Source organism: Pseudomonas sp. PSE1(2024), assembly GCF_050990555.1.
In the GTDB taxonomy this organism is placed as follows: Bacteria; Pseudomonadota; Gammaproteobacteria; order Pseudomonadales; family Pseudomonadaceae; genus Aquipseudomonas; species Aquipseudomonas aphyarum.
Genome location: NZ_CP158967.1, coordinates 6,343,464 through 6,369,494, shown reverse-complemented (window position 1 = coordinate 6,369,494; position 26,031 = coordinate 6,343,464). Strand labels below are relative to the sequence as shown.

Annotated in this window: 28 protein-coding genes; 20 read left to right on the top strand and 8 right to left on the bottom strand. The window is 59.2% G+C overall.

Annotated features, from left to right (window positions below; translation table 11 throughout):
* Window positions 1–37: 37 nt before the first annotated feature.
* The 4 genes from pstB (at window position 38) to ABTV87_RS29130 (ending at window position 3,940) form a co-directional block, all read left to right on the top strand.
* Window positions 38–871 (top strand): phosphate ABC transporter ATP-binding protein PstB, encoded by an 834-nt coding sequence (gene pstB / locus ABTV87_RS29145; RefSeq protein ID WP_007954333.1) that lies wholly within the window; start codon window positions 38–40, stop codon window positions 869–871.
* A 71-nt stretch (window positions 872–942) separates the two neighbouring features.
* Window positions 943–1,704, top strand: a complete 762-nt coding sequence (gene phoU, locus ABTV87_RS29140) for a phosphate signaling complex protein PhoU (protein ID WP_007954334.1) — start codon at window positions 943–945, stop codon at window positions 1,702–1,704.
* 177 nt (window positions 1,705–1,881) lie between these two features.
* Window positions 1,882–2,838: a response regulator gene (locus ABTV87_RS29135; protein ID WP_064379783.1), complete on the top strand. Its 957-nt coding sequence runs from the start codon at window positions 1,882–1,884 to the stop codon at window positions 2,836–2,838.
* Window positions 2,839–3,043: 205 nt separating this feature from the next.
* Window positions 3,044–3,940 (top strand): peptidoglycan DD-metalloendopeptidase family protein, encoded by an 897-nt coding sequence (locus ABTV87_RS29130; RefSeq protein WP_007954336.1) that lies wholly within the window; start codon window positions 3,044–3,046, stop codon window positions 3,938–3,940.
* Between the two features lie 6 nt (window positions 3,941–3,946).
* Here ABTV87_RS29130 and ABTV87_RS29125 read toward each other — a convergent pair whose 3' ends face one another.
* The 3 genes from ABTV87_RS29125 to phoB all read right to left on the bottom strand — a co-directional run bounded on the left by ABTV87_RS29125 (window position 3,947) and on the right by phoB (window position 7,449).
* Window positions 3,947–5,287 carry a hemolysin family protein gene (locus ABTV87_RS29125; protein ID WP_007954342.1) on the bottom strand — a complete coding sequence of 447 codons (1,341 nt, stop codon included), beginning with the start codon at window positions 5,285–5,287 and terminating at the stop codon, window positions 3,947–3,949.
* 111 nt (window positions 5,288–5,398) lie between these two features.
* Window positions 5,399–6,685 carry a phosphate regulon sensor histidine kinase PhoR gene (phoR, locus tag ABTV87_RS29120; protein ID WP_218887987.1) on the bottom strand — a complete coding sequence of 429 codons (1,287 nt, stop codon included), beginning with the start codon at window positions 6,683–6,685 and terminating at the stop codon, window positions 5,399–5,401.
* A 74-nt stretch (window positions 6,686–6,759) separates the two neighbouring features.
* Window positions 6,760–7,449, bottom strand: a complete 690-nt coding sequence (gene phoB / locus ABTV87_RS29115) for a phosphate regulon transcriptional regulator PhoB (RefSeq protein ID WP_007896474.1) — start codon at window positions 7,447–7,449, stop codon at window positions 6,760–6,762.
* Between the two features lie 151 nt (window positions 7,450–7,600).
* Here phoB and ABTV87_RS29110 point away from each other — a divergent pair, with 151 nt between their 5' ends.
* Complete coding sequence (locus ABTV87_RS29110) at window positions 7,601–7,984, top strand: COG4315 family predicted lipoprotein (RefSeq protein ID WP_007954346.1); 384 nt, start codon at window positions 7,601–7,603, stop codon at window positions 7,982–7,984.
* 113 nt (window positions 7,985–8,097) lie between these two features.
* Here ABTV87_RS29110 and ubiA read toward each other — a convergent pair whose 3' ends face one another.
* Together ubiA and ABTV87_RS29100 are read right to left on the bottom strand one after the other, a co-directional pair.
* The gene (gene ubiA, locus ABTV87_RS29105) at window positions 8,098–8,988 is read right to left on the bottom strand and encodes a 4-hydroxybenzoate octaprenyltransferase (protein ID WP_085606194.1); all 891 of its coding nucleotides are present in this window, start codon (window positions 8,986–8,988) and stop codon (window positions 8,098–8,100) included.
* Window positions 8,988–9,539, bottom strand: a complete 552-nt coding sequence (locus tag ABTV87_RS29100; protein ID WP_085606192.1) for a chorismate--pyruvate lyase family protein — start codon at window positions 9,537–9,539, stop codon at window positions 8,988–8,990. Before ABTV87_RS29100 ends, ubiA begins: the two co-directional genes overlap by 1 nt.
* A gap of 199 nt (window positions 9,540–9,738) precedes the next feature.
* Between ABTV87_RS29100 and ABTV87_RS29095 the strand changes: the two genes are divergently transcribed.
* From ABTV87_RS29095 to ABTV87_RS29075, 5 genes are all read left to right on the top strand, one after another.
* On the top strand, window positions 9,739–9,906 hold the full coding sequence (locus tag ABTV87_RS29095; RefSeq protein WP_007954349.1) for a rubredoxin: 168 nt from the start codon (window positions 9,739–9,741) through the stop codon (window positions 9,904–9,906).
* Between the two features lie 21 nt (window positions 9,907–9,927).
* Window positions 9,928–11,076: an NAD(P)/FAD-dependent oxidoreductase gene (locus ABTV87_RS29090; RefSeq protein WP_085606190.1), complete on the top strand. Its 1,149-nt coding sequence runs from the start codon at window positions 9,928–9,930 to the stop codon at window positions 11,074–11,076.
* 190 nt (window positions 11,077–11,266) lie between these two features.
* Complete coding sequence (locus tag ABTV87_RS29085) at window positions 11,267–11,542, top strand: HU family DNA-binding protein (RefSeq protein ID WP_003213368.1); 276 nt, start codon at window positions 11,267–11,269, stop codon at window positions 11,540–11,542.
* Window positions 11,543–11,950: 408 nt separating this feature from the next.
* Window positions 11,951–12,325, top strand: a complete 375-nt coding sequence (locus tag ABTV87_RS29080) for a helix-turn-helix transcriptional regulator (protein WP_085606188.1) — start codon at window positions 11,951–11,953, stop codon at window positions 12,323–12,325.
* On the top strand, window positions 12,325–13,632 hold the full coding sequence (locus ABTV87_RS29075; protein ID WP_085606465.1) for a type II toxin-antitoxin system HipA family toxin: 1,308 nt from the start codon (window positions 12,325–12,327) through the stop codon (window positions 13,630–13,632). The genes ABTV87_RS29080 and ABTV87_RS29075 overlap by 1 nt, the downstream gene beginning before the upstream one ends.
* Here the strand turns inward: ABTV87_RS29075 and ABTV87_RS29070 are convergent, their stop codons facing one another.
* The 3 genes from ABTV87_RS29070 to ABTV87_RS29060 are packed head-to-tail and all read right to left on the bottom strand — an operon-like array spanning window position 13,633 to window position 15,792.
* A complete protein-coding gene (locus ABTV87_RS29070) occupies window positions 13,633–14,577 on the bottom strand; it encodes a phosphatidate cytidylyltransferase (protein ID WP_085606186.1) in 945 nt (314 codons plus the stop codon).
* Complete coding sequence (locus ABTV87_RS29065; protein WP_085606183.1) at window positions 14,574–15,173, bottom strand: lysophospholipid acyltransferase family protein; 600 nt, start codon at window positions 15,171–15,173, stop codon at window positions 14,574–14,576. Before ABTV87_RS29065 ends, ABTV87_RS29070 begins: the two co-directional genes overlap by 4 nt.
* The gene (locus ABTV87_RS29060; protein WP_085606181.1) at window positions 15,160–15,792 is read right to left on the bottom strand and encodes a CDP-alcohol phosphatidyltransferase family protein; all 633 of its coding nucleotides are present in this window, start codon (window positions 15,790–15,792) and stop codon (window positions 15,160–15,162) included. The genes ABTV87_RS29065 and ABTV87_RS29060 overlap by 14 nt, the downstream gene beginning before the upstream one ends.
* Before the next feature lie 692 nt (window positions 15,793–16,484).
* Between ABTV87_RS29060 and tssA the strand changes: the two genes are divergently transcribed.
* The 10 genes from tssA (at window position 16,485) to tssG (ending at window position 26,025) form a co-directional block, all read left to right on the top strand.
* Entirely contained in the window at window positions 16,485–18,047 is a 1,563-nt protein-coding gene (gene tssA, locus ABTV87_RS29055) for a type VI secretion system protein TssA (protein ID WP_007954369.1), read from the top strand.
* 32 nt (window positions 18,048–18,079) lie between these two features.
* On the top strand, window positions 18,080–18,583 hold the full coding sequence (gene tssB, locus ABTV87_RS29050; RefSeq protein WP_003229587.1) for a type VI secretion system contractile sheath small subunit: 504 nt from the start codon (window positions 18,080–18,082) through the stop codon (window positions 18,581–18,583).
* A 28-nt stretch (window positions 18,584–18,611) separates the two neighbouring features.
* Window positions 18,612–20,087: a type VI secretion system contractile sheath large subunit gene (gene tssC / locus ABTV87_RS29045; protein ID WP_007954371.1), complete on the top strand. Its 1,476-nt coding sequence runs from the start codon at window positions 18,612–18,614 to the stop codon at window positions 20,085–20,087.
* A gap of 9 nt (window positions 20,088–20,096) precedes the next feature.
* On the top strand, window positions 20,097–20,504 hold the full coding sequence (tssE, locus tag ABTV87_RS29040; RefSeq protein ID WP_007954373.1) for a type VI secretion system baseplate subunit TssE: 408 nt from the start codon (window positions 20,097–20,099) through the stop codon (window positions 20,502–20,504).
* A gap of 11 nt (window positions 20,505–20,515) precedes the next feature.
* Window positions 20,516–21,040 (top strand): PAAR domain-containing protein, encoded by a 525-nt coding sequence (locus ABTV87_RS29035; protein ID WP_221534022.1) that lies wholly within the window; start codon window positions 20,516–20,518, stop codon window positions 21,038–21,040.
* 10 nt (window positions 21,041–21,050) lie between these two features.
* Entirely contained in the window at window positions 21,051–22,022 is a 972-nt protein-coding gene (locus ABTV87_RS29030; protein WP_139834481.1) for a DUF6402 family protein, read from the top strand.
* A 20-nt stretch (window positions 22,023–22,042) separates the two neighbouring features.
* The gene (locus ABTV87_RS29025; RefSeq protein WP_256579547.1) at window positions 22,043–22,420 is read left to right on the top strand and encodes a hypothetical protein; all 378 of its coding nucleotides are present in this window, start codon (window positions 22,043–22,045) and stop codon (window positions 22,418–22,420) included.
* A gap of 354 nt (window positions 22,421–22,774) precedes the next feature.
* Window positions 22,775–23,197: a hypothetical protein gene (locus tag ABTV87_RS29020; protein WP_085606169.1), complete on the top strand. Its 423-nt coding sequence runs from the start codon at window positions 22,775–22,777 to the stop codon at window positions 23,195–23,197.
* A gap of 69 nt (window positions 23,198–23,266) precedes the next feature.
* Entirely contained in the window at window positions 23,267–25,054 is a 1,788-nt protein-coding gene (gene tssF, locus ABTV87_RS29015) for a type VI secretion system baseplate subunit TssF (protein ID WP_007954380.1), read from the top strand.
* On the top strand, window positions 25,018–26,025 hold the full coding sequence (gene tssG, locus ABTV87_RS29010; RefSeq protein ID WP_007954381.1) for a type VI secretion system baseplate subunit TssG: 1,008 nt from the start codon (window positions 25,018–25,020) through the stop codon (window positions 26,023–26,025). The genes tssF and tssG overlap by 37 nt, the downstream gene beginning before the upstream one ends.
* Window positions 26,026–26,031 lie beyond the last annotated feature (6 nt).

The window sequence follows — 26,031 nt, the reverse complement described above, 5'->3', positions numbered from 1 at the left end:
CCAACCGAACCGAATTTGTTAGCACAGGGGATCTCCCATGCAGCACGAAACACATACCCACGGCATCAACATGTCTGCCCTGGGCCGCGACAAGCAGAGCCTGAACCTCGAGCAGGAAACCGTGGCCATCGAAGTGCCGGGCCTGAGCCTCTACTACGGCGAGAAACAAGCGCTGTTCGATGTCAGCATGAACATTCCGAAACAGCGCGTGACCGCCTTCATCGGCCCGTCCGGCTGCGGCAAGTCCACGCTGCTGCGGACCTTCAACCGCATGAACGACCTGGTGGACGGCTGCCGCGTCGAAGGCGCGATCAACCTGTACGGCAACAACATCTACCGCAAGGGCGAAGACGTGGCCGAGCTGCGTCGCCGGGTCGGCATGGTGTTCCAGAAGCCTAACCCGTTCCCGAAGACCATCTACGAAAACGTGGTCTACGGCCTGCGCATCCAGGGCATCAACAAGAAGCGCATCCTCGACGAAGCCGTCGAGTGGGCGTTGAAAGGCGCGGCCCTGTGGGACGAAGTGAAAGACCGTCTGCATGACTCGGCCCTCGGTCTGTCCGGTGGTCAGCAACAGCGTCTGGTGATCGCCCGTACCATCGCCGTGGAACCGGAAGTGCTACTGCTCGACGAACCGTGCTCGGCCCTCGACCCGATCTCGACCCTGAAAGTCGAAGAGCTGATCTACGAGCTCAAATCCAAGTTCACCATCGTCATCGTGACCCACAACATGCAGCAGGCGGCGCGGGTGTCCGACTACACGGCGTTCATGTACATGGGCAAACTGGTGGAATTCGGCGACACCGATACCCTGTTCACCAATCCGGCCAAGAAGCAGACCGAAGACTACATCACCGGTCGTTACGGCTGACAGTTGCGGGTTATTCACAGAATTGACGCTGCGGCCCGCCGCACCTTACCGGACGCTCCAAGGACGCCAACATGATTAGTAAAGAAGGCCTTACCCATCACATTTCCGCGCAGTTCAACGCCGAACTGGAAGAAGTGCGCAGCCACCTGCTGGCCATGGGCGGGCTGGTCGAGAAGCAGGTCAACGACGCGGTCACCGCGCTGATCGAGGCCGACTCGGGCCTGGCCCAGCAAGTGCGCGAGATCGACGACCAGATCAACCAGATGGAACGCAACATCGACGAAGAATGCCTGCGCATTCTGGCCCGTCGTCAGCCGGCGGCCTCCGACCTGCGTCTGATCATCAGCATCTCCAAGTCGGTGATCGACCTGGAGCGCATCGGTGACGAAGCGACCAAGATCGCCCGCCGTGCAATCCAGTTGTGCGAAGAAGGCGAAGCGCCGCGCGGTTATGTCGAAGTGCGTCACATCGGCGACCAGGTGCGCAACATGGTCCGCGATGCGCTGGACGCCTTTGCCCGTTTCGACGCCGATCTGGCGCTGTCGGTGGCGCAGTACGACAAGATCATCGACCGCGAATACAAGACCGCCCTGCGTGAGCTGGCGACTTACATGATGGAAGACCCGCGCTCTATCTCGCGGGTCTTGAGCATTATCTGGGTGCTGCGTTCGCTGGAGCGGATCGGCGACCACGCGCGCAACATCTCGGAGCTTGTGATTTACCTGGTGCGCGGCACCGATGTGCGCCACATGGGCCTCAAGCGCATGAAGGAAGAAGTTGAAGGGACAAGTGGCGAAACCGCTAATGTTCCGGGCGATGCTGACGATAAGTAAGATTGCCTGAGAAAAGCGCCCGGCCCTTTGGCCGGGCGTTTTTGTTTCTGCTTTTCATGGGCAGAAGCGAATTAAAAAGCAGCACCCGCGAACGAAAAGTCCCGGCGTGACTGAAGAGTTTTGGCAATGTGCCATCAGCCAGCGTTATGCTTGCCGGGATTTTAATAGGGGTGTTGGATGAGCAAGATCAGTGTGTTGGTCGTGGACGATGCATCGTTCATTCGTGACCTGGTGAAAAAGTGCCTGCGTAATTACTTCCCGGGGATCCGCACCGAGGACGCCATCAACGGCAAGAAGGCCCAGGCCATGCTGGCCAAGGAAGCTTTCGACCTGGTGCTGTGCGACTGGGAAATGCCGGAAATGTCCGGCCTCGAACTGCTGACCTGGTGCCGTGAGCAGGACAACCTCAAGACCATGCCGTTCATCATGGTCACCAGCCGGGGCGACAAGGAAAACGTCGTGCAGGCGATCCAGGCCGGTGTCACCGGTTACGTCAGCAAGCCGTTCACCAACGAGCAACTGCTGACCAAGGTCAAGCAGGCCCTGAACAAGGTCGGCAAGCTCGACACCCTGATGAACAGCGCCCCGACCAAGATGAACTCGGCATTCGGTAACGACTCCCTGAGTGCGTTGACCGGCGGCAAGGCTGCCGTGGTCGGTTCCGCACCGACCGCTGCGGCTGTGAATCCGTTTGCCAAGCCTGCCGCTGCGGCCCCGGCACCTGCCGCCGCGCCACAGCGTGGCCTGCTCAACAGCCCGCCGGTGAAAGCTCCGGCAGCCTCCAGCGCTCCGGCCGGCGGTCGTGGCCAGGGTCAGCTGCGCCTGCCGAGCGGCACCCAGCAATGCGTGATCAAGGCCCTGAGCATCAAGGAAGCGCTGTTGGTGGTGAAACGCACCGACACCCTGCCGCAGATCCTCGACAGCGCCGTGCTCGATCTGGAGCAGGGCGACAACGCCGAAATCGCCCGCCTCAACGGCTACCTGCACGCCGTCGTCGCCCACGAGCCGAAACCCGACAGCGACTGGCTGCAACTGACCTTCCGCTTCGTCGACCAGGACGCGCAGAAGCTCGACTACATCTCCCGCCTGATCGCCCGCGGCACGGCGCAGAAGCACTTCGTTCCGGGCGCGTAATCTTCGTCGCCTGACCGTCCGCCATCGCCAGCAGGCGGGCTCCCACAGGGTTCACACCGAACTTGTGGGAGCCAGCCTGCTGGCGATGGGGCATCAAAAGCACCATCCATCTCTCGCGTTGCCCAATTTGAAACATCTGTCGACTAGCCTGGTCTGCTTCAGCTGCTAGGCTCATTCCAGGCCTTACTCGACAGAACTTTTGCCCATGCCCCTGCGCCTGCTGTTTTTCTGTGGTCTGTTCATGGCCTCCACCTCGACTGTGGCCATGACGATCTACAAATCCACCGATGCCAACGGAGTGGTTTCGTACAGCGACCGTCCGAGCAAAGGCTCCCAGGTGTTCGTGTTTCAGGACCGGATGGTCGAGCGCCTGGAGCGCCAGGTCTATCTCGACATCAAGAAGCAGAAGGGCGCGGACGTGGTGTTCGTGCGCAACGACCTGTACGCGCCGGTCGAGGTGGCGCTGGCGTTTACCGGGATGAGCAACGTGCGTGGCGCGCCGGCGCAAACGATCCGCCGGGTGCTGCCGGCGCGCAGCAATACGCGGCTGGCGCTGCTGACGGCGGTGTCCGGTGGCAAGCCGCTGGTGTACACGCCCATGTTCCAGTATTCCCTCGGTGACCCCGCTGGCGCCGCACAGGGCTATCGCTATCCGTTTCCGTGGCGTGGCGGGCCGTTCCGCCTCAGCCAGGGCGCCAATGGCGATTACAGCCACTTCGGGCCGAAGAACAAATACGCGATGGACATTGCCATGCCGGTCGGTACGCCGATCATTGCGGCGCGAGCCGGGGTGGTAGTGAAGACCGAGAATTCCCAGAACGGGCGTGGCACCGATCCCTCCGGTAACTTCGTGCGGATACTGCACGACGACGGCACGATGGGCGTGTACCTGCATCTCAAGCAAGGATCGGTGAGTGTGCGCGAAGGGCAGCGAGTGGCGGTGGGCAGTCCGCTGGCGCTGTCCGGCAACACCGGCAACAGCAGCGGCCCGCACCTGCACTTTGTGGTGCAGCGCAACACCGGGATGGGGCTGGTGTCGATTCCGTATCAGTTCAACCAGCCGCTGGGGGCGTTGCCCAACTTTGCGTTGGGCAAGCAGTAAACCCCGTCAGTCGAGCATCAGCACCTTGGCCAGAATGATCTTCGGACCTTTCATCTTCTTGATGATGATCCGCAGGCCTTCGACCTCCAGCACTTCTTCCTCTTCCGGTACCCGTTTCAGGGTTTCGTAGATCAGCCCGGCGAGGGTTTCGGCTTCGATGTGGTCCAGGTCGATACCCAGCAGGCGCTCGACCTTGAACAGCGGCGTATCGCCCCGTACCAGCAACTTGCCCGGCTGGTAGGCGAGGATGCCGCGTTCGGCCTTGCGGTGTTCGTCCTGGATATCGCCGACCAGCACTTCCAGCACGTCTTCCATGGTCAGGTAGCCGATGATGTTGCCATCGGCCTCTTCGACCACGGCGAAGTGCGAGCCGCCCTTGCGGAACTGTTCCAGCAGCTGCGACAGCGGCATGTGCCGGGAGACGCGCTCCAGAGGACGGGTCAGTTCGGCGAGGTTGAACGACTCGGGAATGTGATCCAGCGCTGCCAGTTCAAGCAGCAGGTCCTTGATGTGCAGCAGGCCGACGAATTCCTTGCGCTCGCTGTCGTACACCGGATAACGGCTGAACTTGTGGCGACGGAACATCGCCAGGATTTCTTTCAGCGGGGCGTTGAATTCGAGGGTGATCAGGTCTTCCCGGGAGTTGGCCCAGTCGACCACTTCCAGCTCGCCCATTTCCACCGCCGAGGCCAGCACGCGCATGCCCTGGTCGCTCGGGTCCTGGCCACGGCTGGAGTGCAGGATCAGTTTCAGTTCTTCACGGCTGTAATGGTGCTCGTGATGCGGGCCGGGTTCACCTTGCCCCGCAATGCGCAGGATGGTGTTGGCGCTGGCGTTGAGCAGGTAGATCGCCGGGTACATGGCCCAGTAGAACAAGTACAGCGGCACCGCCGTCCACAGCGACAGCAGCTCGGGTTTGCGGATCGCCCAGGATTTGGGTGCGAGTTCGCCGACCACGATGTGCAGGTACGAAATGATGAAGAACGCGGTGAAGAACGAGATGCCTTTGACGACTTCGGCCGACTGCACGCCGACCGCGCTCAGCAGCGGTTCGAGAATGTGCGCGAACGCCGGCTCGCCGACCCAGCCAAGGCCCAGGGAGGCGAGGGTGATACCGAGCTGGCACGCCGAGAGGTAAGCATCGAGCTGACTGTGCACCGTGCGCAGGATGTGCCCGCGCCAGCCGTGCTGCTCAGCGATGGCTTCGACCCGGGTCGAGCGCAGTTTGACCATGGCGAATTCCGCCGCAACGAAGAAGCCGTTGAGCAAAACCAGGATCAGAGCGAAAAGAATCATGCCGAAATCGGCGAATATTGTTGCGAGGGACAAGCCAGGGGAAGGGTCCATGATGGAGTTTTGCGGGTTCCGTGTGATTCGAAAGAAAGAAAAATCCGCACCTGAAAGGCAGGCGCAAGTCAGCCAATGTAGCGGCTGACCTGGCGATTGCCTAGTCCGGCATTACTCAGCGGCGCTGATGACCCGTGCCTGAGCGACCTGCGCCGGGGCGAAATGGCAGGTGAACGTGCTGCCATGACCGGGCACACTGCTGATCTCCATCCGTGCGCGATGGCGCAGCAGCACGTGTTTGACGATGGCCAGACCCAGGCCCGTGCCGCCGGTGTTGGAGTTGCGGCTGGAGTCGACGCGGTAGAAGCGTTCGGTCAGGCGCGGCAGGTGTTTGCTGTCGATGCCGATCCCGGAATCCTGCACGCTCAAGTGTGCGCCCTGATCGTCGCCCCACCAGCGGATGCGGATATTGCCTTCGGCCGGGGTGTATTTGACCGCGTTGAACACCAGGTTGGAAAACGCACTGCGCAGTTCCGCCTCGCTGCCCTTGAGCAGAATGCTGGTGTCGGCTTCCAGGGTGATGCGCTGATTTTTCGAACCGGACAACTGCTGCGCATCGCTCTTGATTGACTGCAACAAAGTGTCGATGTGCACCGGCTGGTTGTCCGACGGGTAATCGGTGGCTTCCAGCTTGGCCAGTAGCAGCAAGTCGTTGAGCAGGGTCTGCATGCGTCCGCCCTGTTGCTGCATCTGCTGCAGGGCACGGCTCCAGCGCGGGTTCACTTCCTCGACGTTGTCGAGCAGGGTTTCCAGGTAGCCGCAGATCACCGTCAGCGGGGTGCGCAGCTCATGGGAGACGTTGGCGATGAAGTCTTTGCGCATCTGTTCCAGTTGATGGATGCGCGTGACGTCGCGCACCAGCATCAAGTGTTCGTTGTTGCCGTAGCGCGTGAGGTACAGCTGGATGCGTACGCGATCGTTGGTCGGCGAGGGAATTTCCAGCGGTTCGGCGTAGCTTTCCTGCTCGAAGTATTCCTTGAAGCGCGGATGGCGGACCAGGTTGGTCACCGGTTGGCCGCTGTCCTGCGGGGTCTTGAGGCCGAGCAGGGTTTCGGCGGCGCGGTTCCACCATTCCAGGTTGCCGTCGCTGTCGAGCATGATCACCGCGTCTTTCAGCGCGGCGGTGGACTCCTGAACGCGGTCGATCACCGCTTGCAGGCGTCCGCGTACCCGTTGGTCGCGGCGTTGCAGGTGGTAGATGCTGTCGAACACCTCACCCCACAGGCCGTAGCCGTCGGGCGGTGCTTCATCGGGTTGGTGCAGGCGCAGCCATTCGTGCAGGCGCAGCAGTTGCTTGAGCGTCCAGGCCAGGTACAGGCCCAGTCCCGCCGCCAGACTCCAGCCGTAGTAGCCGGTGATCAGGCCGATCACCAGGCAGCCGGTGACCAGCAACAGCATGTGGCGAATCAGGGTGCCATGCCAGTTTTGGTTCACGGAAAATGCGGTCCTTGTCTACGGGGCTGGCGCTCGGCTCAGGCTTTGGTGGAGAACCGGTAGCCGGTGCCGCGCACGGTTTGTACCAGATTTTCGTAGGCATCGCCGAGGGCCTTGCGCAGGCGCCGGATGTGCACGTCGACGGTGCGCTCTTCAACATAGACGTTGCCACCCCAGACCTGGTCCAGCAATTGGCCACGGGTGTAGGCGCGCTCCTGGTGGGTCATGAAGAATTGCAGCAGACGGTATTCGGTCGGGCCCATCTCGGCAGGTTTGCCGTCGATGGTCACGCGGTGGCTGATCGGGTCGAGCAGCAGGCCGCCGACTTCGATCGGCGCTTCGCCATCGGTCGGGCCGGCGCGACGCAGCACAGCCTTGAGGCGTGCCACCAGTTCGCGTGGGGAAAACGGTTTGGTGATGTAGTCGTCGGCGCCGACTTCCAGACCCTGGATCTTGTTGTCCTCTTCGCCCTTGGCGGTGAGCATGATGATCGGGATGTCCCCGGTCAGCTCGTCACGCTTGAGGCGGCGGGCCAGCTCGATGCCGGAGGTGCCGGGCAGCATCCAGTCGAGCAGGATCAGGTCCGGCTTGCGGTCGACGATGATGGCGTGGGCCTGCTGCGAGTTCTCTGCCTCGAGGCAGTCATAGCCGGCCATTTCCAACGCAACGGCGATCATTTCGCGAATGGGCGCTTCGTCGTCGACGATCAGAATGCTCCTGCCAACCATGCCTTAATCCTCTTGTCATTTAACTGTCTTGCGCCGCATTAGATAACGGAATTATTGCAGTCGTGTGACAGTATTTTAGTCCGGCGGCGATTGTACAAATCCTGAACTAAGCTCTAAGTCCGAATCCTGACAACCACAAGAGAAGGTTTCCATGACACAAATGACTGCTTCCTTTAAGGCTTTGCTGATGGCTGCCGCCCTGACTCTGCCTGGACTGGCGATGGCGGCCGAGCCGGCCATGATGAAAGACGGAATGATGGTCGACCACAAGGGCATGACGCTTTACACGTTCGACAAGGACAGTGGCGGCAAGTCGATGTGCAACGGCGATTGCGCCAAGAACTGGCCGCCGTTGATGGCGCCGGCAGATGCCAAGGCTGAAGGTAAATGGACGGTCATCAAACGTGATGACGGCATGATGCAGTACGCCTACGACGGCAAACCGCTGTACACCTTCGTGAAAGATGCCAAGCCGGGCGATATGACCGGCGACAAGATGAAGGACGTGTGGCACGTGGTTCACGAGCACAAATAAACGCAAATCCCTTGTGGGAGCGAGCTTGCTCGCGAACGCGTCTTTTCAGTCAGCCTATGTGGCAACTGACCCAACGCTTTCGCGAGCAAGCTCGCTCCCACAGGTTTTGTGAGTCAGCGCAACGCGTAATCCAGCACGATCCCGACGAAAATCGCCAGCCCGGCCCAGTGGTTGTGCAGGAACGCCTTGAAGCAACGCATCCGGTCGCGGTCGCGGGTGTACCAGAATTCCCAGGCGTAGCACCCGGCCGCCACCAGCAGGCCGAGGTGGAACCAGATCCCCAGCTCGAATTTCGACCCCGCCAGCACCAGGCAGCCCAGCGACAGTAGCTGCAAGGTCAGGATGATCACCCGGTCCGCTTCGCCGAACAGGATCGCCGTGGATTTCACGCCGATCTTCAGGTCATCGTCGCGGTCGGTCATCGCGTAATAGGTGTCGTAGCCCACCGTCCACAACAGATTGGCGATCCACAGCAGCCAGGCGGTGGCCGGCAACTCACCGGTTTCGGCGGTGAACGCCATCGGCATCCCCCAGGAGAACGCCGCGCCCAGTACCACTTGCGGGTAGTAGGTGTAGCGCTTCATGAACGGATAGGTGAACGCCAGCGCCAGACCGCCCAGCGACAGCCAGATCGTCGCCGCATTGGTGCACAGCACCAGCAGGAAACTCACGCCCATCAGCAGCGCGAAGAACACCAGCGCCTCTTTCGAACTGATCTTGCCGGCAGCGATAGGTCGCTGCGCAGTGCGTTTGACGTGGCCGTCGACCTTGCGGTCGGCCCAGTCGTTGATCACGCAGCCGCCGGCACGGGTCAGCACCACGCCGAGGACGAAAATCACGATATTGGCCAGCGATGGCGAGCCTTTACCGGCAATCCACAGGGCCCAGAGCGTCGGCCACAGCAGCAGGTAAATGCCGATCGGCTTGTCCATCCGGGTCAGCTGGATGAAGTCCCAGGCACGCGGGTTCAAGCGATTCAGGGATTTGAGCAGGCTTTGGTACATCAGCAGTTCTCCGGACGGGCGCGGACGGCTTCCCACAGCGTAGGCAGGAAAATCTCCGCCACCAGTACGCTCAATGCGCCACGGTCGAAACGCGAACGCCGCCCCCACAGGCCAGGAGCCCGGGAATCTTCGGGCAGCCAATGTTCCGGGTAATGGCAGACTTCGATGGCGCGGCGCTGGAAGGCGTGATCGCAGAACAGCAGTTCGCCCAGCGAGCGGCTGCCCAGTTCATCCATGTGCAAGCCGTCGCCCTGCAAGGCACTGCGCGACGCCACGCTGCGGGCGAACACCCAGGCCTCGCCATGCCCGCGCAAATACACCTCACGCACCCAGCCTTCGCTGCCTTCGGCCAGGTCCAGCGCGGCGCATTCGTCGTCGCGCAGGGTCTGCCAGCCTTCGAACAGCGGCGTCACGCTGAAGCCGTCATCGGACAGGCGCGTCAGTCGGCGGGTCAGGGAGCCTTCGTCGAACAGCCAGTCGAGCGTGGATGTGTCGGGGAGGGGTGTCGGTTCGCTTTGCGGGCGCCACAGCGGAGCGTTTGTGTGTTGCACAATGAGTCATTATTGGCAGCAAATGAGGCGGCGAGCTTACCATGGCGAGCCGCGAGTTTGATTGATCCGGGTCGCCGCTGCGCCGAACAGGCTTGCATCTGCCCGGCCCGATCAGTACAAAACGCCCTGAGCCGGACGGCAGCGCTGCACCATCGACCGTCCGCGCCGGCTAAAGCCTGAATCCTGAGGAAGTACCTGAATGAAAAAGTGGCAATGTGTGGTCTGCGGCCTGATTTACAACGAAGCCGACGGCTGGCCGGATGACGGCATTGCGCCGGGCACCCTGTGGCAGGACGTGCCGGAAGACTGGCTGTGCCCGGACTGCGGCGTCGGCAAGATGGACTTCGAAATGATCGAAATCAACTGAGAAAACACTGAGGAGTAGGGCATGAGCGCACCTGTCGTAATCATTGGCACCGGGCTGGCGGGTTACAACCTGGCCCGCGAGTTTCGCAAACTCGATGGCGAAACCCCGTTGCTGCTGATTACCGCCGATGACGGTCGCTCCTACTCCAAGCCGATGCTGTCCACCGGCTTCGGCAAGAACAAGGACGCCGACGGCCTGAGCATGGCGGAGCCGGGCGCGATGGCCGAGCAGTTGAAGGCCGAAATCCGCACCCACACCCGCATCAGCGGCATTGATCCGGGCCACAAGCGGTTGTGGATCGGTGAGGAAGCAGTGAGCTATCGCGACCTGATCCTCGCCTGGGGCGCCGAAACCGTACGCGTGCCGATCGAAGGTGATGGCGGGGACCTGGTGTTCCCGATCAACGATCTCGAAGATTACGCGCGCTTTCGCGCCGCCGCGGCCGGCAAGCGTCGAGTGTTGCTGCTCGGCGCTGGGCTGATCGGCTGCGAGTTCGCCAATGACTTGATTCTGGGCGGCTACGAGGTGCAACTGGTTGCACCCTGCGAGCAGGTGATGCCGACCCTGCTGCACCCGGCCGCTGCTGCTGCGGTGCAGGCCGGGCTGGAAAGCCTCGGTGCGCGATTCCACCTCGGCCCGGTGCTGACCCGTCTGCAAAAAGTCGTGGATGGGCTGGAAGCGCACCTGTCCGACGGCCAGGTCGTCCCGTGCGATGTGGTGGTCTCGGCCATCGGCCTGCGCCCGCGGATCGATCTGGCGGCGGCAGCCGGCATCCAGACCAATCGCGGCGTAGTGGTCGACCGTCATCTGCAAACTTCTCACGCCAACATTTACGCCCTGGGCGACTGCGCCGAGGTCGACGGGCTGAATCTTCTGTACGTCATGCCCCTCATGAGTTGTGCGCGAGCGCTGGCACAAACCCTGGCCGGCAACCCGACCGTGGTGAACTACGGTCCGATGCCGATCACCGTGAAAACCCCGGTCTGCCCGCTGGTGGTTTCCCCGCTGCCACGGGGCCGCGAGGGTGTCTGGACGGTCGAAGGGCAGGGCGCGGACATCAAGGTGCTGTGCCACGACGCAGACGGGCAATTGCTCGGTTACGCCCTGACCGGCGCGGCGGTGATGGAAAAACTCGCGCTGAACAAACAGCTTCCGGCCTTGCTGGCGTAAATACCGGTCGTTCTGTCGGAATCACCCCGCTTTTGCCCCCACAAAGGTCGCGGGGAGACTGGCGCCGCCCTTATCCGCGTGCCATCCTCACTCCCGTCTGCCGCAGAGTAGAGCCTGCGGCGCCTTGGGCGCTGTTCCAACGAGAACAGCACGGACATAACAACAAAAAACCGTCAAAGGGGCTTCACTAATGCGTAAACCAGAACTCGCCGCTGCAATCGCTGAAAAAGCGGATCTGACCAAAGAGCAGGCCAACCGCGTTCTCAACGCCGTTCTCGAAGAAATCACCGGCGCCCTGCACCGCAAGGACAGCGTCACGCTGGTGGGCTTCGGCACCTTCCTGCAACGCCACCGCGGTGCCCGCACCGGCAAAAACCCGCAAACCGGTGAACCGGTGAAGATCAAGGCCAGCAACACCGTTGCGTTCAAGCCAGGCAAATCGTTGAAAGACAGCGTCAATCCATAATTGCGGTGCACTCCCTGAATAGCGGGGAGAGCCGTAGTGAAAAAATGGGCACTCCGATTGCGGTCGGGTGCCCATTTTTTGTGTCTGTAGGGTTCCCGGCTACCTCGGAGTTGTTTCTGTGCCTTTCATGATTTTCTGAATGTTTTTTGTCTTGATATTTATACCTTATCGGCCATTCTTCTATTTATTGTCTATTTATCTGGGCGTTAATCTGTCTGCATGTGTGATGAGTACTGCTGCGAGCTAATGCCTTCAAATTGAGACGTAAAGGACGATTTTTGTATTAATGCCCAGATTTCCATACGCAGTGATGGCATTGGATGTGGCTCAGGTCGATTTTTCCGCATGGCCTGGTATTGAATACACACACTTCGTCATTTGCACATTCGCTTCAGGGATTTAGACACTATGCGCCTCCAAGCAATGACCGACGATGCGATTGCCAGCGCCATTGGTGCCCGGCTCCAGGAATTGCGCCTGAAGAAGAATCTCAGCCAGGAGCATGTCGCCAGGGAAGCCGGCATCAGCCGCCAGACCTTGATCAATCTTCTCCATGGCAAAGGCACCCTGGTGAATCTGCTGGCCGTCCTGCGTGTCATTGGCGAGCTGGAAAGAGCGGCCTTACTGGTTGAGCCCGTTCGACCGAGCCCATTGCAAGTGATCAAGATGGCCGGAACGCAGCGCGTTCGGGCAACCGGCACACGAGCGGTGGGCAAGGCGTCGGCAGGGAGCGCAGGCGATTCTGTGTCCGGCAGCGAAGTCAAAAAGGAGGTTGATTGGTGATTACTGCAAAGGTGTATCTGTTCGACCGGTTTGTCGGGGGGCTGCTCTGGGATGAGGGCAGCCAGCTGGGTTTGTTCGAATACGATCCTGAATTCGTCAAAACCGGTATCGAAATCTCGCCTATCCATATGCCCTTGGCTGCGAATCAGACTTACGCCTTTCCCGGCCTGAATCGGGAAACCTACAAAGGCCTTCCGGCTATCCTGGCTGACTCTCTGCCGGATGATTTCGGTAACGCACTGATCGACGCCTGGCTCGCTAAAGAGGGCCGTGACAAAACGACATTCACTCCCGTTGAGCGAATCCTGTATCAGGGTGCACGCGGGATGGGTGGGCTCGAGTATCGGCCCGCCCTCACTGGCTCTGTAAACGCCAGTGAAAGTGTCCAGATTGATGCGCTGGTAGAGCTTGCCAGCGAAGTGCTCTCGCAACGGGAAAGCTTGGCTGATCGCCTCGCAAAACACGATTCCGATGTCGATGACGAGGCACTTCAGCGCTTGATTCAGGTCGGCACCAGCGCTGGCGGGGCGCGGGCCAAAGCCGTTATCGCGATGAACGCGGCTGGCGAGATCCGTTCAGGGCAAGTCAAGGCGCCAATGGGGTTTTCCTACTGGCTGCTGAAGTTCGACGTTGCTAAAAACACTGACTTCCTGGCCGATTCGCAGGGTTTTGGACGTGTGGAGTACGCATATTCGCTCATGGCCAAAGCCGCCGGCATCACTATGAGCCCGTGCGAATTATTGGAAGAGGGCGGGCGTGCTCACTTTCTGACCAAGCGCTTTGATCGGACCGATGACGGGGAAAAGATCCACATGGCGACCCTGTGTGCCATGGATCATGCCGACTATAAGCAGCCGGGCGGCTACTCCTATGAGCAGGCATTCGGGGTGATGCGAATGCTCGGACTCTCGCGCAGCGACGCAATAGAGTACTTTCGGCGCATGGTTTTCAATGTGGTCGGGCGTAATCAGGATGACCACACCAAGAACACCAGTTTCCTGATGGATCGAGCCGGCACCTGGTCTCTTTCCCCGGCCTATGATGTTTCGTGGTCGTATCAGCCTGGCAGTTTCTGGGTCGCGACCCACCAGATGACTATCAATGGCAAGCGCGACAGGTTTGAGCTCGCGGACCTCGAAGCCGTTGCCCGACAGATCCGGGGCATCGACGCCCCGGCCATAATTCAAGAGGTTTGCGCTGCCGTTAAGCGTTGGCGCGAGATTGCCGGATCAGTAGGCGTTGCACCGCGATTGATCGATGAGATCGAGAAGACACACCGACTCTATCTTGGTGAAGCAATCGCCTGATCAAGCCGAGAAGAAGTACCGGGTGAGGTGAAAGAAGATCGGCGCGGCGAAACAGATCGAATCCATCCGGTCGAGCATCCCGCCGTGGCCCTTGATCATCGTGCCCCAGTCCTTGGCGCTCAGGCTGCGTTTGATCGCCGACATGACCAGCCCGCCAAGGAAACCCATCACCACGATGACCAGCGACATCAGCAGCGACTGCCAGAAGCTGAACGGTGTCATCCAGAACATGCAGCCACCGATAAGCGTGGCGGACAACCCGCCGCCAACCAGCCCTTCCACGGTTTTCGATGGGCTCACCAGCGGCGCGACCTTGCGTTTGCCGAAGAGCTTGCCGAACACGTACTGCAGCACATCGCTCATCTGCACCACGAATACCAGGTAGAACAGCAGCAGGGCGTTCTGACCCTGGAAACCCTGCAGGTCCAGCAACAGCAGCGCCGGCGCATGGCTGATGCAGTAGATACAGATCATCACGCCCCACTGAATCTTCGCCGTGCGCTCCAGAAAGCCCTCGGTGTCCTGGCTCAGCACGGCAATCGCCGGCAGCAGCAGGAACGCATACACCGGCACCAGCAGGGTGAACATCGAATACCAATGGGTGCCGATCAGCAGGTATTGCAGCGGGATCAGGATGAAAAACGCCGAAAACAGCGCGTTATGGTCACCGCGTGCGGTGGGTGTCAGGGTGATGAACTCGCGCAGCGCAAACAGCGAAATGAAGCCGAACAACACTACCGTCGCGTTTGGGCCGAGCAGCCAGGACACGAAGAAAATAATGACCATCCCCCACCACGCGTTCACGCGCTGGTTGAGGTTTTCGATGGTCGCGATCGAGCTTTCGCTCTTTGCGCGTCTGGCCAGTACGCCGCCAATCAGCGAAGCCACCGCCAGCAGTGCAGCGATTGCCGCGAAGAACCACAGGAACTTGGTTTCCAGACTCATTTCGACAACCTCACGATGGCGTCACGCGCGCGATCCAGAAACGCCTGTTTCTCCTCACCGGCAATTCTCTGCAGCGGGTCGCCGATGCGGATCGTGCAGATGATCGGCAGCGGCACATGTTTGCCCTTGGGCATCGAACGATGCAGGTTTTCCAGGTAGATCGGCACCAGATCGACATCGGGAAAGGTTTCGGCCAGACGGAAGATCCCGGACTTGAACTCCCCCGGCAGCGGCTGAGTGGAGCGCGTCCCTTCAGGAAAAATGATGATCGAATGACCGGCTCGCACCACATCGAAGATCGGCTCCAGCACATTGGTACCCGGTGCCGGATTGCGCTCGATCAGCACCGCATTCAGGCCTTTCTGCGAGATGTACGACAGAAAACGGTTCTTGCCCCAGTAGTCCGCGGCCGCCACCGGTTTCACGTTCAATCGGGCTTCCGGCGGCAGTGCAGCGATGATCGCCAGGGTATCCATATGACTGGTGTGGTTGGCGTAGTAGATGCGCTGGCGCGAGAGGTCCGGCGGGCTTTCCCAGCGGGCGGTCACGCCGATCAAGAAACGCAGCACCGAAATCAGCGCATTACTGATCCACATGAGCATTCCCCTTCAGTTGTCTGGCGATGGCCAGGGTGCGCGTGACGCAGGTGGCAACGGAGCCAAGAGCGATGATCACCAGCGCGATCAGCAAAGCGTAGTGGGTCGCGTAGTAAATGGTTTCGAACGCGTTCAACAGCAGCGCCACGGTCATCACCGCCATCCGGTGCTGCTTGGCCATCGGCCCCATGAAACTCTGGGTGAGCCCTAGAGCGCCGCCGAACACCCGGACATACGCCGTCAGCGCAGCGGCCAATGCGGCAAACCAGCCGAGATCGGACTGGCCGATGGCAAAACCCAGCCCGACGATCAGCAGGCTGTCGGCAACCCGGTCCGGAAACTCGTTGTACAGACTGCCAACGGCCGACTGCTTGCCGCCTTCGATTGCCATCATCCCGTCGAACAGATTGCACAGCAGCCGCAGTTGAATGCCGACGATGCACAAGATTGAACCGGCCACGCCGTTGTCGATGTTCAGGGTCACCGCGCCGAACAGCGCGAAGAGCATGCTGATGACGGAGATCTGGTTGGGGGAGATGTCCCGCTTGACCAGTTCATCCGTGAAGCGTCTCGCCCAGCCCGCCGAGCGGGTCTTGATGGGCCGTCTGTTTTCATCCATTTGCCAATGTCCGTATCAGTGGTAAGCCGTCAATTGATGACTGAGGCTGGCAATATAAAGGCACGTTCGCAGCATGAAATATATTGATGTAAGAACAGTCCGCGACATTTGTCAGAACAATCCACATCGAAAGTGTGTGCTTAAGCAGGGCGAAGGCTTGATGGATTGACGGCGACTTGCGTGAAGTCCTGCAATTGTGCGGGTAAAGAAGTCTTGTGAAGTATGCGAAGTGTGTAATGACATCAAATTGATGGCACTTTTATTGTTACCTGTTGTCCTCCGGGATTTGTTTAAAGATGCCTATGTGTTTTCGGAAGATTCCTACTTTATTTTCTTTCCAGTGTTGTCATGCTTTCGTCCGTATTTTGGAACGCGCGTTCAAGGAGGTGTCGGCGGGTTTCAGGCAGCCGCTCTGGGACGCAGGTTACGCCGGGGTTTGAAAGGCACGGTTGATATAAGCCGATATCAGGGAAACCCCTGACACATATAGGGCGATCTCCTACAGCGCCCAATGAACAGTTCGTCTTGTTGTTTAATCAGATGCTTGCTAGTGGCCATCATAGTGATTACGATGCGCCCACTTGAAAGAGCACACACTCAATTGGATGAGTCTTCTCACTGCTCTTCGATACTGTCCCCGCGCCGCTGCAACTCCAATAGGCGCACGACCGTAATCCAAACAAAGGCCATGGATGTCCTACTCAAGCAAACTTTCCGCCCATTACCTCGAACTCGCTAAAGTCTCTGTTTCCAAAGAGAATTTTGCGGGCGAAGACGTTCGTTTCTCGAGCGAATTCGAGGCCTTGGAAAGCGAGCTGGCCAAAGCCTCTTCGATGCACGAAAGCGGGCAGATCGACTGGCTGAAAATTCGCGAAAACAGCGAAAACCTCCTGCGTACCCAATCCAAGGATTTACGTGTCGGCGCCTGGCTGACCTGGTCGCTGTACCAGCGTGAATCCTTCCCCGGCCTGCTGGCCGGCCTCGGTTTGCTGCACCACTTGTCGGAAAACAACTGGGCCGAGGTTCACCCGCTCAAACCCCGCACCCGGGCCGCCGCCATTGGCTGGCTGGTGCCGCGTCTTGAGCAGGTGATCACCGAGAACATCGCGATCAAGGAACAGCTGCCGATGTTCCGGCAACTGTCCGAGCACCTGTCCGGTCTCGACGCCGCCTGCACCGAGCATCTGGGCGATGATGCGCCGCTGCTGTTGCCGCTCTCCCGCCGCCTGAAAACCATGATCCAGCGCGCCGCCGATAACCAGCCGGCACCCGGCGTGGTGGGCGCGGCGGTGGCGCAGGTCAAGCAGGCCGCCAGCCAGTTGCTGGCGCCCGGCGCGCCGATCGACAACGAGAAAGAAGCCCACAAGGCCCTGCGCGCGCAGCAGGAAAGCGCCCGCCCGTTGTGCGCCTGGTGGCTCAAGCAGAAAGCCACCGACCTGCGCGCGCTGCGCCTCAACCGCACCTTGCTGTGGATGACGATCGATGCGGTGCCCGAACGCAACGCCGAGCAGATCACCGTGCTGCGCGGGTTGCCGGTCGACAAGCTCAAGCAGTATCAGGACCGTTTCGATCAGGGCAAATACGCCGACCTGCTGGTGGAACTGGAGGCGAGCCTGGCGAAGGCGCCGTTCTGGTTCGATGGCCAGAGGATGGTCTGGGAATGTCTCCAGAACCTCAACGCCGAGCTGGCCATGCGCGAAGTGGAAATCCACTTCGCGCTTTTGATTCAGCGCCTGCCCGGCATCATCGAGCTGCGTTTCCATGACGGTGCGCCGTTCGCCGATCCGTCCACCCGGGCGTGGATCGCCGGCAACGTCATGCCGCACCTGCAAAGCGCCAGCGCGCCGCGCAAGGTCGAGACCGAGAACGTCGAAACCCAGCCAGCCTGGGAAAAGGCCTTGGAAGAAGTCCAGCCGATCCTGCGCAAGGAAGGCCTCAAACCGGCGGTGCAGATCCTCAAGCAGGGCCTGCAATCGGCGCACGGCGGGCGCGAACGCTTCTTCTGGCAGTTCGCCCTCGCGCGGCTGTGCTTCCTGGCCAAGAAATACGAACTCGCCAAGAACCAGCTCGAAACCCTCGATCAGACATTACAGGACTCAGGCCTGCACGCCTGGGAGCCCGATCTTGCATTGGAAGTGCTGCACCTGCTGCACAGTTGCTGCGAGTTGTTACCGCAGAACCATGCCGTACGTGAACGCAAGGAAGAGATTTATCGCAGGCTGTGCCACCTCGATCTCGAAGTGGTACTCGAATAGGCCCCAGGGCCACAACCGCAAGGAGAAAAGCCATGGCCAAAGAAGGCTCGGTAGCCCCCAAGGAACGCATCAACGTCACCTTCAAACCCGCCACCGGCGGTGCTCAGGAAGAGATTGAACTGCCGCTGAAGCTGCTGGCAATCGGTGACTACACCCACCGCAAGGACGATCGCAAGATCGAGGATCGCAAGCCGATCAGCATCGACAAGATGACCTTCGACGAAGTGCTGGCCAAGCAAGAGCTGGGTCTGACGCTGAGCGTGCCGAACCGTCTGCAGGAAGATGGCGAGGCCGACGAGCTGGCTGTGCAACTGCGCGTCAACTCCATGAAGGACTTCAACCCGGCCAGCCTGGTCGAGCAAGTGCCTGAGCTGAAAAAACTGATGGAACTGCGCGACGCGCTGGTGGCCCTCAAAGGCCCGCTGGGTAACGCACCTGCGTTCCGTAAAGCCATCGAAGGCGTGCTCGCCGACGACGAATCCCGCGGTCGCGTACTCGGTGAGCTGGGCCTGAATGCCGCAGCCCCGGACGCTTGAGACTCCAGCAGCCAAGGAAGCCAACACAATGAGCACTAGCGCAGCACAACAGAACGCCGCAGAAAACGGCGAGTACAGCATCCTCGACAGCATCATCGCCGAAACCCGCCTGACGCCGGACGACGAAGCCTACGACATCGCCAAGCGCGGTGTGTCGGCGTTCATCGAAGAGCTGCTCAAGCCGCAGAACAACGGTGAGCCGGTCAAGAAAGCCATGGTTGACCGCATGATCGCCGAGATCGATGCCAAGCTCAGCCGCCAGATGGACGAAATCCTGCACCACCCGGACTTCCAGGCGCTGGAATCGTCGTGGCGTGGCCTGCAACTGCTGGTCGACCGCACCAACTTCCGCGAAAACATCAAGATCGAAATCCTCAACGTCTCCAAGGACGACCTGCTGGACGACTTCGAAGATTCGCCGGAAGTGATGCAGTCGGGCCTTTACAAGCACATCTACACCGCTGAATACGGCCAGTTCGGTGGTCAGCCGGTTGGCGCGATCATCGCCAACTACTACCTGTCCCCAAGCTCGCCGGACGTGAAACTGATGCAGTACGTGTCCAGCGTAGCCTGCATGTCCCACGCGCCGTTCATCGCCGCTGCCGGCCCGAAATTCTTCGGCCTGGAAAGCTTCACCGGTCTGCCGGACCTGAAGGATCTGAAAGATCACTTCGAAGGCCCGCAATTCACCAAATGGCAGAGCTTCCGTACCTCGGAAGACTCCCGCTACGTTGGCCTGACCGTTCCGCGTTTCCTGCTGCGTAACCCGTACGACCCGGAAGAAAACCCGGTCAAATCGTTCGTGTACAAGGAAAACGTTGCCAACAGCCACGAGCACTACCTGTGGGGCAACACCGCTTACGCGTTCGGCACCAAGCTGACCGACAGCTTCGCCAAATTCCGCTGGTGCCCGAACATCATCGGCCCGCAGAGCGGCGGCGCGGTTGAAGACCTGCCTCTGCACCACTTCGAAAGCATGGGCGAAATCGAAACCAAGATTCCTACCGAAGTTCTGGTTTCCGACCGTCGTGAATACGAATTGGCCGAGGAAGGCTTCATCTCCCTGACCATGCGTAAAGGCTCCGACAACGCAGCGTTCTTCTCCGCCAGCTCGGTGCAGAAGCCGAAGTTCTTCGGCATCAGCGCAGAAGGCAAGGCTGCAGAGCTGAACTACAAGCTCGGCACCCAACTGCCGTACATGATGATCGTCAACCGCCTGGCTCACTACCTGAAAGTGCTGCAGCGCGAGCAACTCGGTTCGTGGAAAGAGCGTACCGACCTCGAGCTGGAACTGAACAAGTGGATCCGCCAGTACGTGGCCGACCAGGAAAACCCGAGCGCCGAAGTACGTGGCCGTCGTCCGCTGCGCGCTGCGCAAGTGATCGTCAGCGACGTTGAAGGCGAGCCGGGTTGGTACCGCGTTAGCCTGAACGTGCGCCCGCACTTCAAGTACATGGGTGCCGATTTCACCCTGTCGCTGGTTGGCAAGCTGGACAAAGAGTAAGAGCGACTCATGGACGGATACGGCAGCCTTTTCGAACGCCTCAACGGCGACGCGGAACTACGCAAGGGCAGGAGCCTCGAGGCTTCGGCCATGGCGTCGGTGGCTGCCCATCTGGCCAAAATGCTCAGCACCCGGGCCGGCAGCGTGCAAACGCTGTCCGACTACGGGTTGCCCGATCTCAATGACATGCGCCTGAGCCTGCACGACTCCCTGAGTCAGGCCCGCCTGGCCATCGAAAGCTTCATCGAAGCCTACGAACCGCGCCTGAGCAACGTGCGTGTCATTTCCCTGCCGCGTGACCACGATCAGCTTCGCCTGGCCTTCAGCATCGAAGGCCTGCTGGAAGTCGAGGGTTTCAAGCGTCAGGTCAGTTTCGCCGCGCGCCTGGATGGCAGCGGTCAAGTGAAGGTCAACTAAGGAGAACCCCGATGTCTGGCAAACCTGCAGCACGCGTATCCGACCCCACCGCTTGCCCGCTCCCCGGCCACGGCACCAACCCGATCGCCGCCGGTTCTGGCGACGTGTTCTTCGACGGCCTCGCGGCCGCCCGCGAAGGCGATGCCTCCGCGTGTGGTGGTGCGATGGTCGGCGATCTGGCGACCACGGTTCTGATCAACGGCAAGCCGGCCGCCACGGTCGGTTCGGTTGGATCTCATGGCAATAAAGTAACGGCTGGATCCGGGACGGTGATTATCGGCAATTCGCATTCGCCGGCGCCGTTTGTGCCGCCGTTGCCGGTGGAAATTCAGTGGCCCTTTACCGAACATTTTGTTGTGACGGACCCAGAAACGGGTGAGCCAATCGCGAATCGCGGATACACCATCCGAACTGACTCAGGAAAAGAAATAACAGGTGTTACGGATAGTGCAGGCAAAACTTCGATGATTGGTTCCTCAATTTCTGAAGGAATTACTTTGCTTTTAGAGCCTCAAGACTCAATCGCTATTTGCTGAGGTTAACTCCATGCCCGCACCGGTTAATGCCCCCCTGACCCCAGCTGAAAATAAAGAGGGTCAAAAAGTTCAAGCGAAGGTATTTCAGCTGTCTTCAATTCCAAAAGTCATGGATAAGCTGGGCTGGACGGTAGCGGCTCGCGTCATGCGAAAATGGTTCGCGGGTGCGCCTTATGAGTTGTCAAAATCTGTTAAGCAGGGTGATGTTTCTGCGAGTACGCTGACTGCGGAAAAGCTTATAACGGACATACCTTTTGAATGGTTGTTTAGCGGGTCTGATCGTGTAAAGCCGAAAGTTGATGAGTATATCGCTGGGCTCTCGGTGACCTCAGAGTTTAACGGAAGTGTCGGTAGGGTAAAGGGTTCGTTTGATGAACTTTCGAAAGGACTGATTGTATTGATGACGCGTCTCCAGCGACTCGGTTTGCTGGATGTAAAATCCAAGAGGTTGAAAAGCGCATATTTGGATTTTAGTGATAAAACCGCCATGGAGCTGGAGGATATATCGCAATTCAATTTGATTAGGTTTGGTGCCTCCGATTGGGAAAAGGCTACGGATGCGTTAGATGATGTATACGGTGCTTTAGGGACTTTTGTTGTAAAAGTTGCAGCGACCAGGTTTCGTACAATCCAAAACGATCATGGATTTCCAGCGATCGAGATTGAACAGGTTGGACTTTACGTCCGAGATACCTACGATTTTCTCAATGCAGGAGACGATCAGTTGTTGGGTTACTGGTCACCTGAGGGGGTAATCCGACCTGGCCCCATAGACTACTTTACTGAGCCGGCGGTGATTGAGAAAGGTGGAGTCGATTATTATAAAGTGACAAATGGGCACTTTAATAAGTATCGGCAGTTACACGGAAAGGGTGGAGATATGATGATTTATACGACGGTTAAATTTTATGATGTGTCGTTTATGATCCATCTCGGGCCTATCGATTTTGATGAGTACCAAAGCCGCTCTAGGTCTAAGTGAGTATGAAAAAAATATCGTTTATGCCATTGCTGGTGTTGATTGCGTTGGGAGTTCCTCTGTGCGCTTGGTTTTACATCAAGCAGGGAGCTGCTGCTGCGGCGGAAGTTTATTCCACAACCTGGAATGAATCAAAAACTTGCTATATCAATTCATATGTTCCCAAGTATGCAGATTTTGGTGTGCCTGGAAAGTTTGTTAAGCTGTTTACGAGTGAAGCGTTTTTTAGAGTCTATAACGTTAAGGGCGAGTTGCTTAAGTCGTCTGAGTGGTTGCTGTGGCAAAGCGAATTTACAACAGATGAACGGTCGCAGTGGGTTAATGGTCACGCGATTTATCCAACTTCGACTGGCTATGAAGGTTGGAATATTTTGGAGTGTTCCCCGTCAGTGGACAGCTAAAAATAAACAAAAGAAGTTGTAGGTGATAGGCAAGTGTTTGATATGGCGCCAGAAGGCGTTTTTTGAGCGCTGCCGAGATTGCCGGGTTTGATGGCGAAGGGTTTACGCACCAGCAAGGCTGAAGAGAGTGAGAGCGGTGACCATGGATGTAATGGATTTTCAGAGTTATCTGGTGCTCGTCGCTGACAGTGATCTGTTTGGCTGCCTGGCCTTGTTGAGCTTGTTATTGCTCCTGACTGCCTCACATCGGGCGACTCGAAATTCACGTCTTCACCGCGCACTAACGCTCTCGGTTTTGGCTGCTGTTGTAGCTATCCATGGCCTTGGATCGTGGTACGGAAATCTGAGACCAGCATGAGCAACTACTACCGTATCGCCATGTGCCTGTTTGTCCATGCCTTCGGATGTGTGGCCTACGTGTTTTTGAATAATGCAGTAGTACATGCCTACAAGCATCTGAACGGTGGGTTCACCACCCGTGGGGTCGCCATCGGTATTGCCAGCTACGCGATGTTTTACATTTTTCTCGGTGTCAATTTTATTGCTGCGCTGATTCCAAGCCTCGTTGCCAAACTGGTGATTCTGAGCCTTATGGTGGGCTTCATCCTGCTTTGGATGCTCCCCGACAACCCATTGAGAGCCTTGTTTTATGGAGTGGCTCAAGGTTGCGTCACCTTGCTGGCAATCCTCGCTTCTCAAGTCATCGAATTGCGCTGGGTATCAAGAAACATCGCTGGACGCATCCAGCCGAACCAGCCTGAGAGTGCCATCCAATGATCAGGTCAGGCATCGAGCGTAATCCGCAGGACAGTTATTCCATGAGTTCCACTACCAGGCAGGTAACCCGTGTCCTTTAACCACTACTACCAAAGCGAACTCACCGCACTGCGCCAACTGGGCCGCCGTTTCGCCGAGCGTAGTCCGGCGCTGGCGCCGTTCCTGGGGCAGGCCGGGCGGGATCCGGATGTGGAGCGGTTGCTGGAAGGCTTTGCGTTTCTGACCGGACGGCTGCGCCAGAAGCTCGATGACGAGCTGCCGGAGCTCAGCCATTCCCTGATGCAGCTGCTGTGGCCGAACTACATGCGCCCGCTGCCGGCGTTCAGCATTCTGCAGTTCGATCCGCTCAAGCGTTCCGGGCCGGCGCTGAAGGTCGAGCGTGATACGCCGATTGAGAGCGTTCCGATCGAAGACGTGCGTTGCCGTTTCCGCACCTGCTACCCGACCGAAGTCATGGCGCTGGATCTGGCCGCGCTGAACTACTCGGTGAAGGGTGACGGCTCGCTGCTCAGCCTGCGCCTGGAGATGAGTGCCGACGGTCACCTCGGCGAGCTGGAATTGAGCAAGCTGCGCCTGCACTTTGCCGGCGAGCGCTACATCAGCCAGATGCTCTACCTGAGCCTGCTGCGCAACCTCGACGGCATCGAACTGATCCCGCTCGACGGCGCTGGCAAGCCTATCGATGGCGTGAGCGGCAAGCCGATGGCGTTCAAGATTCCGGGCGATCGCGTGAAGCCAGTGGGCTTTGCCGAAGAAGAAGCGTTGATCCCGTATCCGCTGAACACCTTCCGCGGCTATCGCTACCTGCAGGAATACTTCGCCTTCCAAGACAAATTCCTGTTCGTCGATGTCCACGGTCTGGACATTCTCAAGGCGCTGCCGGAAGACACGCTCAAGCAGATGCGCGGCCTGGAATTGCGCTTCGATATCCGCAAGAGCGGCATCATGCGCATGCGTCCGACGACGGATAACGTGAAGCTGTTCTGCACGCCGATCGTCAACCTGTTCAAGCACGACGCACTGCCGATTCGCCTCGACGGCAAACAGGACGAATACCTGCTGCTGCCGGCGGAATTCGATCTGGAAAACTGCGGCGTGTTCTCGGTGGAAACCGTGACTGGCTGGAAGCCCGGCGGCCTCGGTTATCAGGAGTACGTGCCGTTCGAATCCTTCGAGCACGACCCGAGTTTCGACGTGCCCAACAGCCGTCCGCATTACAGCATCCGCCAGCGTTCGTCGCTGCTGCACGACGGCCTCGACACCTACCTGAGCTTCGGTATCCGCCACACCGAAGCCCACGAAACCCTGTCGATCGAACTGGTCTGCACCAACCAGAATCTGCCGCGCAAACTCAAGCTCGGGCAGATCTGCATGGCCTGCGAAGAAACCCCGGAGTTCCTGAGTTTCCGCAACATCACCCCGGCCACTTCGAGTTTTGCGCCGCCGCTGAACCGTGACTTCCTGTGGAAGCTGATCAGCAACATGTCGCTCAACTATCTGTCGCTGGCCGACGTCAATGCACTGAAGGTGATTCTCGAAACCTACGACCTGCCGCGCTACTACGACCAGCACGCGGAGAAGGTCAGCAAACGCCTGCTCGGCGGACTGAAACTGATCAAGCATCACCACGTGGACCGGTTGCACCGTGGTCTGCCGGTGCGCGGTTTGCGCACCGAACTGACCATCGACCCGGAAGGGTATATCGGTGAGGGCGACCTGTTCGTCTTCGCCTCGGTTCTCAACGAGTTTTTCGCGCTTTACGCCAGTCTCAATTCATTCCACGAGCTGCGGGTAAAAAGCACACAGGGAGAGGTGTACCAATGGACACCACGTATGGGCCTGCAGCCCCTGCTTTAAGCGGGCTGACGAAGGTAATACGCGAGTACTCGCTGTTTCAGGCCGTGCTGCTGGTGATCGACCGGCTGCGCGATGCGCACCCGTACCTGAGCGAAGACGACCTGTACGACCAGCTGGAATTCCAGGCCAACCCGAGCCTCGGTTTTCCGCGCAGCGATGTCGATCGTGTCGAGTTTTTCGAAGAGCACGGGCAGATGCGCGCGCGCCTGCGTTTCAACCTGATCGGCCTGGTCGGCTCGGGCTCGCCGCTGCCGGCGTTCTATGGCGAGCAAGCCCTGGGCGACAGCGAAGACGGCAACCCGACGCGCAACTTCCTCGACCTGTTCCACCATCGCCTGCAACGGCTGATGCTGCCGATCTGGCGCAAGTATCGCTATCGCGCGAGCTTCCAGAGCGGCGCGGTCGACCCGTTCTCGTCGCAGCTGTTTGCCCTGATCGGCCTCGGCGGCGACGAGATCCGCAAGGCCAAGGAACTGAACTGGAAACGCTTGCTGCCGTACCTCGGCCTGCTCAGTTTGCGGGCGCACTCGGCGGCGCTGATCGAAGCGGTGCTGCGTTACTACTTCAAGCACGAAGACCTGGTCATCGAGCAGTGCATCGAGCGCCGTGTGGAAATCCTCGAAGAACAGCGCAACCGCCTCGGCTTCGCCAACAGCGTGCTGGGTGAAGACCTGGTGCTGGGCGAACACGTGCGCGACCGCAGCGGCAAGTTCCGCATTCACATCACCGAACTCGACTGGGAGCGATTCCACGAATTCCTGCCCATCGGTTTCGGTTACCAGCCGCTCTGCGCGCTGGTGCGGTTCACCTTGCGTGACCCGCTCGATTACGACATTCGCCTGGTGCTGCGCCCGGAAGAAATCCGCGAACTGCGCATTGGCGAGAAGAACGACTGTCGCCTGGGGTGGACCAGTTGGCTGGGCTGCGAAAAAGCAGACGGCGTGGTGACCCTGGGCAGCAAAATTCATTAAGGACGT